This window comes from Massilia aurea (assembly GCF_014200505.1).
In the GTDB taxonomy this organism is placed as follows: domain Bacteria; phylum Pseudomonadota; class Gammaproteobacteria; order Burkholderiales; family Burkholderiaceae_D; genus Telluria; species Telluria aurea_B.
The window spans coordinates 559,713-572,239 of sequence record NZ_JACHBX010000001.1; the positions used below are offsets into that span (position 1 = coordinate 559,713).

The 12,527-nt window shown below is 64.9% G+C and carries 7 protein-coding genes; 4 read left to right on the top strand and 3 right to left on the bottom strand.

Annotation, left to right across the window (positions count from 1 at the left end; translation table 11 throughout):
- Positions 1 to 42: 42 nt before the first annotated feature.
- Positions 43 to 1,101, bottom strand: a complete 1,059-nt coding sequence (locus tag HD842_RS02400; protein ID WP_183550452.1) for a DUF475 domain-containing protein — start codon at positions 1,099 to 1,101, stop codon at positions 43 to 45.
- Between the two features lie 133 nt (positions 1,102 to 1,234).
- Here HD842_RS02400 and HD842_RS02405 point away from each other — a divergent pair, with 133 nt between their 5' ends.
- From HD842_RS02405 to HD842_RS02420, 4 genes are all read left to right on the top strand, one after another.
- Positions 1,235 to 1,657: a divergent PAP2 family protein gene (locus HD842_RS02405; protein WP_183550455.1), complete on the top strand. Its 423-nt coding sequence runs from the start codon at positions 1,235 to 1,237 to the stop codon at positions 1,655 to 1,657.
- 279 nt (positions 1,658 to 1,936) lie between these two features.
- Positions 1,937 to 3,082, top strand: coding sequence for an efflux RND transporter periplasmic adaptor subunit (locus HD842_RS02410; protein ID WP_183550458.1), 1,146 nt, complete (start codon positions 1,937 to 1,939; stop codon positions 3,080 to 3,082).
- 27 nt (positions 3,083 to 3,109) lie between these two features.
- Positions 3,110 to 6,316: an efflux RND transporter permease subunit gene (locus HD842_RS02415; protein ID WP_183550462.1), complete on the top strand. Its 3,207-nt coding sequence runs from the start codon at positions 3,110 to 3,112 to the stop codon at positions 6,314 to 6,316.
- Between the two features lie 263 nt (positions 6,317 to 6,579).
- Complete coding sequence (locus HD842_RS02420; protein WP_229424561.1) at positions 6,580 to 10,794, top strand: ATP-binding protein; 4,215 nt, start codon at positions 6,580 to 6,582, stop codon at positions 10,792 to 10,794.
- 70 nt (positions 10,795 to 10,864) lie between these two features.
- On the opposite strand, the gene HD842_RS02425 is transcribed toward HD842_RS02420, so the two are convergent.
- Entirely contained in the window at positions 10,865 to 11,266 is a 402-nt protein-coding gene (locus HD842_RS02425) for a hypothetical protein (RefSeq protein WP_183550465.1), read from the bottom strand.
- 281 nt (positions 11,267 to 11,547) lie between these two features.
- A complete protein-coding gene (locus tag HD842_RS02430; RefSeq protein ID WP_183550467.1) occupies positions 11,548 to 12,525 on the bottom strand; it encodes an NAD(P)H-hydrate dehydratase in 978 nt (325 codons plus the stop codon).
- Positions 12,526 to 12,527: the final 2 nt, after the last annotated feature.

Sequence of the window (12,527 nt, forward strand, 5' to 3'; positions counted from 1 at the left end):
CCTTGCCTTAATCGCAAACCGGGATTGCTGACAACGACGGATTCAGCCTGTCTGGCCGGCGGCCAGGGCGTCTTCTGCGGCCAGGCGCCGGCGATATCGGATCGACGACCACAGCGCCACGAGAATGAACGCCAGCCCGGACAGCCCCGTGAACCACTCGGGAATGTGATAGTGCACGCTGGCGAACATGATCAGCGCCAGGATGCCGATGGCGTAGTGCGCGCCATGCTCCAGATACACGAATTCCTGCAGCGTGCCCTTGTAGACCAGGAACACGGTCATCGAGCGCACGAACATGGCGCCGATGGCCAGTCCCAGCATGATGATGACGACATCATTGGTGATGGCAAACGCGCCGATGACGCCATCGAAGCTGAACGACGCATCGAGCACCTCGAGGTACAGAAAGCCCCCGATGCTGCCCTGCGAGATCATCGCGCCCACCGACGGGTCGTGTTCCTTGGCTTCCAGCAGGTTGCTGAGCCATTTCACCGCGATATAGATGAGCACGCCCGTGACGCCGGCGATCAGCACCGCCAGCTTGCGCGCCTCTGGCATCAGGCGCATGGCGGCGACCACGCACAGCAGCGTGAGCAGCACGGCCAGGCCTTCGGTGCCGTACTTGCCGACTTTTGCCTCGAACCAGTCGAACCAGTGCAGCTCTTTTTCTTCGTCGAACAAAAAGTTCAGGAACACCAGCATCAGGAAGGCGCCGCCGAAAGCGGCGACCTCGGCGTGGTGCGCGGTCAGGTTGCGCGAATACTCGTCGGGATTGTCGAGCGCCATGTGCCAGACGTCCGGCAATCCCAGCCCGGTCGCGGCCGCCACGATCACGAGCGGAAACAGCAGGCGCATCCCGAATACCGCCACCAGGATGCCAACGGTGAGAAACAACTTGCGCCAGAATTCGTTCCAGTGCTTGAGCACTGAGGCGTTGACGACGGCATTGTCGAAAGAAAGCGACACTTCGAGCACGCCGAGGATGGCAGTGATCCACAAGGCTTGCAGCAGCCCGGGCCAGCCCCGGTGCGCATAGCCCCACCAGCCAGCGAGCACCATCAGCACTGCCGTCACGACGAACGACCACCGGAAATGCCGCATATGCGCCTCTTGTGTGCAGGTACCTGTTGGGACAATATTACCGTGTCCCCGCCAAAATGGGCTGTACCGAAAGTCGCCCGCCGAGCCTTGCTTCTGAGATAATTCTGCCCAGCATTTCTCACTCTAAGACATCATGGAAATCATTTATCTCATCACACCGGTACTGACCTGGATGGTAGTCGGCCCGATCAAGTTCCTCATCTCCAGTGTGCGCTACCGGCGCTGGGCCTTCGACCTGGTCGGCAACGGCGGCTTTCCCAGCAACCACAGCGCCGTCGTTTCCAGCACGGCCACGCTGATCGCACTACGCGAAGGCATGGGGCACCCGGCGTTCGGCGTGGCCGTCACGCTTGCCTTCATTGTCATGATCGACGCCAACAGCCTGCGCCAGCACGTCGGTCGCCACGCCGTTACGCTGAACCACCTGAATGAGGGCAAGAAAGATTACGTCATCCTGCGCGAGCGCATGGGCCACACCCGGTTCGAAATCGCCGGTGGCATTCTGACCGGCATCGGCATGGGCTTTCTGATCTACACCGTGCTGGGCGGTTTTTAATGTATGTACGGGATGCGTGCGTCGCGCATCCCGCCGCGCATCCCGCCGGACGTCCGGGCGTCCGGCGTTGTCCATTGGTTGTTCGTTGGTTGTCCGTTTTTTACTGCATTTCATCCCGGACGGAATGCAGCTCATCGCCAGATTCCGCACTTCATCCATCCATTTCCGCACTACACAGGTTCGTCAATTGACGCTGCTGGAGACCTCCTGAATACTGCGCGCTGGATGTATCTGAACTTATTTTTATAAAAACACCGAGTCCATTTCCGGAGAACCACCATGCTGCGCAAAACACTCCTCGTTCTAGCCATCGCATCAAGCCTAGTCGCTTGCGGCAAAGATTCCAAAGCCCCCGAGGGCAAGGACAACAAGCCGACCCAGCTGACCGTGGCGCAGGAGGATGTCTTGACGATCCAGAGCGCATCGGTGTCGTCGGGCCCGGTGATTACCGGCTCGATCGAGCCCGAGCGCCGCGCCGACCTGCGCGCCGAAGTCTCGGCCATCGTGCTGCAGGTGCTCAAGGAAAACGGCGAACCGGTCAAGCGCGGCGACGTGCTGGTGCGCCTCGACGAAACCTCGATCCGCGACACCCTGATGTCGGCGGAAGACATGCAGCGCGCCGCCTCGCTGGCCGTCGACCAGGCCAACCGCCAGCTCGAGCGCCTGAAAACCCTTACGGCGTCGGGCATGACCTCGGCCAAGGCGCTCGACGACGCCGAAATGGCGCGCAACAACGCCATGAGTGAACTGTCGAGCTCGCGCAGCCGCGTGGCCACCGCGCGCCAGCAACTGGCCCGCACCACCGTGCGTGCGCCATTTGACGGCATCGTTTCCGAGCGCAAGGTCTCCAATGGCGACACCGCCACCATCGGCAAGGAACTCGTCAAGGTCATCGACCCGACCAGCATGCGTTTTGAAGGCGCAGTCTCGGCCGACTCGGTCAGCACCGTCAAGATCGGCCAGAAGGTCAACTTCCGCGTCAACGGTTACGCGGACCAGACGTTTGCCGGCGTCGTCAGACGGATCGATCCGGCTGCCAATCCGGTGACGCGCCAGGTCGAGGTGCTGGTAGGCTTTGTCGACAATGCGCAGCCGCGCGTGGCCGGCCTGTACGCCGAAGGGCGTGTCGACGCTGCCGCGACCGACGCGCTGATGCTGCCCGAGAGCGCGCTGGTGCGCGTGGGTGACGCCAGCCACACCTGGCGCATCAAGGACAAGACGCTGTCGAAGGTCAAGCTGGTGGTCGGCGCGCGCGACGCCCGCACCGGCAATGTCGAGATCAAGCAGGGCCTCGCGGCCGGCGACGTGGTGCTGCGTGCGCCGACGTCGAACCTGAAGGACGGCCAGAAGGTCGACATGCCGAACGCCCGTGTGGCCAGCGCGAATGGCGCTGGTGCAGGTGCCGGCGCGGTCCAGGGCAAGTAAATCAGGAACACCAAAGGAAAACCCACCATGTTCCTGTCCAATTTTAGTGTCAAGAAACCGGTCGCGACGATCGTCATCATCGTGGCGATGATGGCCATCGGCCTGCTGGCCCTGTCCAAGCTGAAGGTCAACCAGAACCCGGATGTCGAGGTTCCGATCATCGTCGTCGACATCCCGTACCCGGGCGCATCGCCCGAGACCGCCGAGCGCGAGATCACCAACCGCCTCGAAAAGCAGATGCAGGCAATCCAGGGCGTCAAGGATGTCAATTCCAACTCCTACGAAGGCGGCGCCTCGATCTGGATGGAATTCGACTTCGACCGCGATCTGATCGAAGCCTCGGACGACGTGCGCAATGCGATTGCCGCGGTGCGCTACAAGCTGCCGATCGAGATGCGCGAGCCGGTGCTGCGCCGGATCGATCCGGCGGCCCAGCCGATCATGTCGCTGGCGCTGTCGTCGAGCACCCAGAGCCACGCCGAAATCTCGCGCTACGCCGAAGACGTGCTGGCCGACGAATTCCGCGGCATTGATGGGGTGTCCACTGTGGTCGTCAACGGCGCGCTGCGGCGCGAGCTGTCGGTGCTGCTGCGCGCCGAGAAGCTGAGCGAATTCAATATCTCGGCGTCCGACGTCACCAATGCGCTGCGCAACGGTAATACCAATGCGCCGGTGGGCAAGCTGCGTAGCGAACTCGACGAAAAAGGCATCCGCCTGGTCGGGCGCATCGAGCGGCCCGAAGATTTTTCGCAGATCGTCGTCAAGCGCAATGGCGACCAGATCGTGCGCCTGAGCCAGGTGGCCGAGATCCGCGATGGCTTCGCTGACGTGAACACGCTGTCGGTGCGCAGCGGCAGGCCGAATGTGGGCCTGCAGATTTCGCGCTCGCGTGATGCCTCGACCGTTTCGCTGGCCAAGCGCGTCCACGAAGTGGTGGCAGCGCAGAGCAAACTGCTGCCGGCCGGCACCAAACTCGAGGTCGTGATTGACGGCGGCAAGGATGCGCAGTCGAGCCTGAACAACGTCATCGAAGCGCTGGTGCTGGGGGCCGTCCTGACCGTGTTCGTCGTCTACGCGTTTCTCAATTCGTGGCGCTCTACGCTGATTACCGCGCTGGCGCTGCCGACGTCGGTGCTGGCGGCGTTCATCGCCGTCTGGCTGTGCGGCTTCACGCTGAACTTCATGACGCTGCTGGGCCTGTCGCTGGCAATCGGCGTGCTGATCGACGATGCGATCGTGGTGCGTGAAAACATCGTGCGCCACATGGAAATGGGGTCCGACCGCCGCACCGCCGCGCTCGAAGGCACCGCCGAAATCGGCATGGCAGTGGCCGCAACCACGTTCTCGATCATGGCCGTGTTCGTGCCAGTGGCCTTCATGCCGGGCTTGTCCGGTGAGTGGTTCCGCCCGTTTGCGCTGACCGTGACCTGCTCGGTGATCGTGTCGCTGTTCATCTCGTTCACGCTCGACCCGATGATGTCGGCCTTCTGGGGCGATCCACCGGATCACCACAGCCGCCCGAAGACCGGCATCGGCGCCGTGCTCGATCGCTTCAATCACTGGTTCGACCACCAGGCCGATCGCTACGGCCGCGTGATCGCCTGGGCGCTGCATCACCGCCGCGCGATGGCGTGCCTGGCAGTTCTCAGCCTGATCGGCGCGCTGGCCATGCACCATTACTTTGGCGGGTCGAGCTTCCTGCCCAAGCAGGACTCGGGCAACCTGCAGATCGAGGTGCGTACGCCAGCCTCGTCGTCGATCGAGTATGCACGCCGCAAGCTCGAAGCGGCCGCCGTGCTGGCCCGCACCTTGCCTGAAACAAAAGACACGAACAGCAACGTCAAGACCAGCGGCGGCACGATCTACGTCGACATCGGCAAGCGCAGCGAGCGCAAGCGCACTGCGTCCGAAGTCGCCGTCGAATTGCGCGCCAAAATCTCGAGCCTGGTGGGCGCCGAATACACGGTCATCGATGACCTGTCCGGCGGCGGCAAGCCGGTGCAGGTGGAATTTACCGGTCCCGATTCGCGCAAACTGATGGAGCTGACCACCGCCTACATGGAAAAGCTGCGTGAAGTGCCGGGCGCGGTGGACGTCGCGCTGTCCGAGCAGGATCCGAAGAACGAACTGCAGATCGTGCTCGACCGGGGTCTTGCCAATGCCCTGGGCATTTCGGTGGGCGATGCGGCGCAGTCGCTGCGCGTGGCGTTTGCCGGCATCGAAGTGGGCGACTGGGTCGATCCGACGGGTGAAACCCGCGACGTCGCCGTGCGTCTGCACCCGGACGACCGCGTCAATACCGACAGCATCGAGCGCCTGCCGATTCCGGTCACCGGCACCGGCATGATGGTGCCGCTCGAGCAGATCGCGTCGATCACGATGGGCAAGGGCCCGTCGGCGATCCGCCACAAGAATGGCGAGCGCATGATCACCGTGTCGGCCAATGCCCAGGGTCGTTCGGCGGGCGAAGTCACGACCGACGCGATGAAGCTGGCGCGCACATTCGACTTCCCGCCGGGTTATGGGCTGGCGCTGGGCGGTTCGGGTGAAGACCAGCAGGAACTCTTCACGCAAATGATCATTGCGCTGTTCTCGGGTATCGCACTGATGTACCTGATCCTCGTGATGCAGTTCGGTTCGTTCACGGCGCCGATCGGCGTGATGCTGTCGTTGCCGCTGTCGCTGATCGGGGTCGTGCTGGCCCTGATCATGACCGGCAATACGCTTAACCTGATGAGCATGATCGGCATCCTGATGCTGATGGGGCTGGTGGCAAAGAACGCGATCCTGCTGCTCGACGCGGCCAGGGCGCTCGAGGCCGAAGGCATGGATCGCGAAGAAGCGCTGATGGCGGCCGGGCGCAAGCGCCTGCGGCCGATCCTGATGACCACCTTCGCGCTGATCGCCGGCATGCTGCCGGTGGCGCTGGCCCTGGGCGACTCGGGCGAGTTCTACCAGCCACTGGCGATTTCGATCATCGGCGGCACGATCACCTCGACCATCCTGACGCTGCTGGTGGTGCCAACCTTCTATGACAGCATCGAGATCGCCCGCGACCGCATGGTGGCCAAGTATGGTCGCCGCGCCGAGCACCGCAATGCGCTGGTGGCGTTCCTGATGACGTTTGTCGAAGCCATCCTGGCGCTGACGCTGGTGCGCCTCGTGTATCGGGTGATCATGCGCCTCGTGCAGATGGTGACGGGGCGCGGCCGTACCAAGGTGGCGCCGGTCTGATCTGCCAGGGCAGGGCGCCGCACGCGTCTTGCCGGATTTTCCGGACACGGCCAGTAATAACTGGCCGTGTTTTTTTATGCGTGACTAATGGTTGCTTTATCAAGGTTGTAAAATAGCACCCCGGCAACCAACGGACGACGGCTTATGGTCTAATAGCGGCTGTTTTGCCATGCACCCCCCCAGCAGGCAGCATGTGCAACGGTGGCATGCCTTCGCATGACGCCACGTCGCATCTCCAATTTTCCTCCGTAAGGTCCAGTCCCATGCCCGCAGCCCAGCCCATTGCCTTGTTCGTGAACGACGACATGAACTGGCTCGCCGGTGGGGGCGAGATGGGTGAACTGATCCGCAGCATGGACTGGTCGGCCACGCCGCTCGGACCGCTGTCCGGCTGGCCGCAAAGCCTGCGCACATCGGTCAGCCTGTGTCTGTCATCGACGTTCCCGATCCTGGTCTGCTGGGGCCCGGACGACATCCAGATCTACAACGACGCCTATCGCCCGATCTGCGGCGATTTGCATCCGGCAGCCATGGGCGCGCCATTCAAGGTGGTCTGGGCCTCGGCCCTGCCGGTCGTGGGCGAGGCCTTCGAACTGGCGCACCAGGGCTCGGGTGCGTACATCCGCGACCAGCAGATGTTCCTGGATCGCAGTGGCTATCTCGAAGAAGCCAATATGACGTTCTCGTTCTCGCCGATCCGCGACGAGTCGGGCGCCATTGGCGGGATCTTCCACCCGATTACCGAAACCACGGCCCAGGTGCTCAGCGCGCGCCGCAGCAAGGGTTTGCGTGACCTGACCGCGAGCCTGGCAGGCGTGCGCGCGATCGGTGACATCGGCGCGCAACTGGCAAGCCACTGTGCGCACATGACGGCGGACGTGCCGTTCGTGCTGTTCTACCAGATCGATGCCGAGACCGGCGCGCTGGCGCTGCGTGGCAGCGCAGGCCTGGCGGCGGGCAACCCATTGGCGCCGCTGACAGCCGCCTTCGACGACAGCATCTGGCCATTTGCGCGCAGTAACACCTCGCATACGGTCGAGCAGACCGACGACGTGGCCGCGCGCCTGGGTGATGTCGCTTGCGGGCCTTACGAGGACGCGCCGCGCTCGGCGCTGGTGCTGCCACTGACCTTGCCCGGCCAGCAGGAGCTGTTCGGCTTTGTCGTGGCCGGGGTCAGCGTGCGCCGCGCGCTCGACGCCGATTACCGCAATTTCTATGCGTTGCTGGGGGCCGCCGTCAATACCGCCGTGGGCAACGTCGTCGCCTATGAGCAGGAACAGCGCCGCGCCGAAGAACTGGCCCAGATCGACCGCGCCAAGACCGCGTTCTTCTCGAACGTCTCGCATGAATTTCGCACGCCGCTGACGCTGATCCTCGGCCCGCTCGACGATGCGCTGGCCGATGCGCCCGAGTCGATGAATGCGATCCAGCGCCAGCGCGTCGAGCTCACGCACCGCAATTCGCTGCGCCTGCTCAAGCTGGTCAATTCGCTGCTCGACTTTTCGCGCATCGAGGCCGGCCGCGTGCAGGCCAGCTACGTCCCGGTCGATCTCACGCGCCTGACGGTTGACCTGGCCGGCGTGTTCGAGTCGGCCATGGCCAAGGGCGGCCTGGACTACACGGTCGATCTGCAGCCGCTGACCCAGCCGGTGTTTGTCGACCGCGACATGTGGGAAAAGATCGTCTTCAACCTGCTGTCGAACGCTTTCAAGTTCACGCTGCACGGGGGCGTGACGGTAACGCTGCGCGAACATGCCGGCATGGCGCGCCTGTCGGTGCAGGACACCGGTACCGGCATTCCCGAGCACGAACTGCCGCGCATGTTCGAGCGCTTTCATCGCATCGAGGGCGCCCCGGGCCGCACCTACGAAGGCACCGGCATCGGCCTGGCGCTGATCCAGGAACTGGTGCGCCTGCATGGCGGGACGATCGCGGTGTCGAGCACCTTTGGCGAAGGTACCCGTTTCGATGTCGACCTGCCGTTTGGCGACGCCCACCTGCCGCCGGATCGCATCGTGCAGGCGCCGGAGGCGATGGCCGACCGCCAGCGCATGGGCGCGGCATTCGTCGAGGAAGCATTGCGCTGGCTGCCCGACACGCAGGAAGGTGCTGCGCCGACGCCGGATCCTGACACGATCGCGCCCGCGCAATCCGAAGTGCAATCTGACGCGCGGCCGCGCATTCTGGTCGCCGACGACAACAACGACATGCGTGCCTATCTGAAATCGCTGCTCGAACCGCATGCCGACGTGCGCGCGGTGGCCGACGGTCAGGCGGCCTACGAGATGGCGCTGGAGGACCCGCCCGACCTGTTGCTGTCGGACGTGATGATGCCGCGCCTGGACGGCTTCGGCCTGATCGCGAAGGTGCGCGCCAGCGAAGTGCTGCGCCATCTGCCGGTGATGCTGCTGTCGGCGCGCGCCGGCGAAGAAGCCAAGGTCGAGGGCCTGCAGGCCGGCGCCGACGACTATCTGGTCAAGCCGTTTTCGGCCAATGAGCTGCTGGCGCGCATCGGCACCCAGGTGGCGCTGGGCCGCGAGCGGCGCCAGAATGCACGCGATGCACAGGCACGCGAAGCGCATGTGCGCGCGCTGATCGACGCTTCGCCCGCGATGCTCTGGACCACCGACAACGACAGCCTGTGCACCTACCTGAGCCGGCGTTGGTACGACTACACGGGCCGCACGCCCGAGCAGGACCTGGGCATGGGCTGGCTCGAGAACGTGCACCCCGACGACGCCGCGCGCTCGGGCGAGATCTTCCTGGCTGCCAGTGCGGCGCGTGAGCCGTTCTCGTTCGACTACCGCCTGCGCAGCCATGACGGCAGCTACCGCTGGTTCATCGATGCCGGCCTGCCACGCGTGAACGCCGCCGGGGAGCCGGACGGGTATGTCGGCACCGTGATCGACGTCCATGCGCGCAAGCTGTTGCAGGAGCGCTTTGAGCGCGTGTCCGAGGCGGGCGATATCGGCGTCTGGTATGCCGACGTGCCGTTCACGCATTTCCAGATCAATGCCGAGATGGCGCTGCACTTCGGCGTCGACATGGGCCGCGCCGCTTCGGTGAGCGAGCTGCTGGCGGCGGTGGAGCCGGAAGACCGCGAACGGCTGGCCGAGAGCGTCGAGCACGCGGTGCGCGCCGGGGCGCCGCTGGACCTCGAATTCCGCACCCGCGTTGCCGCTCCCGACGGTGGCGACGGCGCGCCGCGCTGGTTGCGCGCCATTGGCTGGTGTGGCCTGGACAAGAATGGCCAGCCCGAACGCTTCGACGGCGTCACGCTCGATATCGACAGCCAGAAGCACGCCGAGCAGGAACTGCATCGCCTGGCGCGCGAACTGGGCGCCAAGAACCGCGCGCAGAGCGACTTCCTGTTTACGCTGGCGCACGAACTGCGCAATCCGCTGGCGCCGATCCGTTCGGGCCTGGAGCTCATGCGTATCGGCGCGGCCAGCGGCGATGTGCAGGCCATCATGCGGCGCCAGGTCGATCACATGGTGCACCTGGTGGACGATCTGCTCGACATGGCTCGCCTGGCCGAAGGCAAGGTCACGCTGCGCTGCGAGCGCGTGCTGCTGGCCGACGCGGTGCGCGAAGCCGTCGACATGAGCATGCCGCTGGTCGAGCGCGGCCGTCATGCGCTGGCCGTGCATCTGCCGGACGGTCATGTCGGCCTGCACGCCGACCGCCATCGCGTGGCCCAGATCCTGAGCAACCTGCTCAACAACGCAGCCAAGTACACCCCGCCGGGCGGCGTGCTCGAAATCCGGGCGCAGATCGAGGGTGATGAAGTCGCGATCTCGGTACTGGACAACGGCATCGGCATCGCCGCCGATGCGCTCGAGGGCGTGTTTGACATGTATGCGCAGGCCCATGCGGGCGCCGAAATGGCGCAGGGCGGCCTGGGTGTCGGCCTGAACCTGGTGCAGCGTCTGGTGAAACTGCATGGCGGCCGCGTGGCCGCCACCAGCGCCGGGGTCGGGCAGGGCAGTCAGTTCACGGTCTGGCTGCCGCTGCCGGCCGACAGCGCGACGCCGCCTGTCGCTGCGGCCGGTACTGCGCTGCAGGCAGCGCTGACCGAACCGGGTATGCTGCGTATCCTGGTGGTGGACGACAACGTCGATGCGGCCCAGACGCTGCAGGCCTTGCTGGAGATGAACGGGCACGCGGTGACGGCCGTGCACGATGGCGCCTCGGCGCTGCTGCAGGCGGCGGCGCTGTTGCCGCAAGTCGTGTTTCTCGATATCGGGTTGCCCGACATGACCGGCTACGACGCGGCCGAAGCGATGCGGCGCATCGCCGGCATGGAAACATCGACGCTGATCGCGTTGACCGGTTGGGGCGCGGAGCAGGACCGCAAGCGCTCGAGCCAGGCAGGGTTCGACCATCATCTGACCAAGCCAGCCGATTTTTTGATTGTGGAACAGTTGATCCGCGACGTGGCGGAGAGAGCGCCGGCCCAAAACAAACAGCCCGGCTGAAGAGCCGGGCTGCGATGGTGCGCCGAACCTCCCCCAAGCTGCAGGGCGCTGTCCGGCTGATTGACCGTGATTACTTGCCGGTCGTGCCGGTTGGCGGCGTGGTGGTGCTGGTTGGATCGGTGGTCTGTGGGCTGGTGGCGCCTTCTGCGGTGCCGGTCATGCCCGTGGTGCCGGTGGCGCCAGTCGTGCCCGTGGTGCCAGCTGCGCCCGACGTGTCGGTCGTGGTGCCGGTGGTGCCAGCAGCAGCGCCGGTGCCCATGTCGCCCGTACCGGTGGTGCCGGTGCCCGTTGCGCCAGTGCCGGTGTCACCCATGGTGCCGGTGGCGCCCGAGGTGCTGCTTGGCATGGTCGCCGAGGTGTCGGCTGGAACGGTCGTGGTGGTCGCTGCTTCGTCTTTCTTGCATGCGCCCAGCAGGGTTGCCAGCACAGCGGCGGTCAGCAGGATTTTTGGTGCCTTGGTCATTGCATTCATTTTTTACTCCTCGATTGACGTCTATTTGTGTGCCGCAGGTCCCGGACTCTTTGTTGGGACATTGCGGCGCCAGATCGGTTCCACTGTGACGCGATGGTCACTGGTGAAACGTTGAGGGTACCGACGCAATACGCGGCCCCAGTGCGTACATCTGTGAATCTGTTTCGACTTCAATGCATCTGTGTCAATTAGACCGCAAGCCCGACAGCTGGTTCGTTAGATACCGCACACTTACGGAAATCGGTAACATTTTTTACACACATCGTGTGACTGCCGGTGTTCTAGGTTCCCAGATGCACATCGCCTGCCGCGGGCACGGCATCCTTCACCGCTGGCTTGTCTTTCTGGCCAAGCTGTTCCAGTAAAACCGGTACCTCGGCGGCAAGTTCGCGGGCCAGATAGCCGAGCGTGCCCAGGCGCTCTGCGAGCCGGTCTCCGGCGCGTGCATGCAGCGCCACGCCCCAGCAGGCCGCCTGCGCTTCTGTGGCGCCGCGCGCCAGTAGGCCGCCGATGATGCCGGCCAGGACGTCGCCCGAGCCGGAGCTGGCCAGCCCGATATTCCCGGCGCCTTCGTGCTGCCACAGCGAGCCGTCCGGCGCGGCGATCACGGTGCGTGCGCCTTTCAGCGCGATGACGGCGTTCCAGTCGCGCGCCGCCGCCAGGGCCGGCGCATCGGGCAGGCCCACGATGCAATCCTTGTCGATGCCCGTCAGGTGCGCCATTTCGCCGCAGTGCGGCGTCATGATCACGGGACGCTCGAAGCGCATCGGCTTGCCTTCGGGCCAGTGCTCTGGCGGATAGAACAGGACGTCCATCGCGCAGGCATCGAGCACCAGGCCCACTTCCGCTTCGACCAGGCGGGGCAGCAGTGCATGCACCAAGCGCGCCGTGCTTGCTTCGTCGCGCATGCCGGGACCAACCAGCACCGCATTCACGCGATCGGCCAGCGGATCGAGGCTCGCCACCGCGTCGAGGCTGAAGCCATCGGTATCGTGCTCGGTCAGGCCAATCACGCGCGCCTCGGGCATGGCCAGCGCGACCAGCTGGGCGACACTGGCGCCGGTCGCGATCGTGAGCTTGCCGGCCCCGGCGCGCAGCGCGGCCGTGGCCGCCAGGATAATGGCGCCCGGCATTTCGCGCGAGCCGCCGATGATCAGGATGTGGCCGCGCATTTCCTTGTCGCCGCCGGTGCCCGGCTGCGGCAGCGGCCAGGCGGCCAGCATGGCGGCGTCGACGTCGTGTACCTGGTTCTTGTCCATGC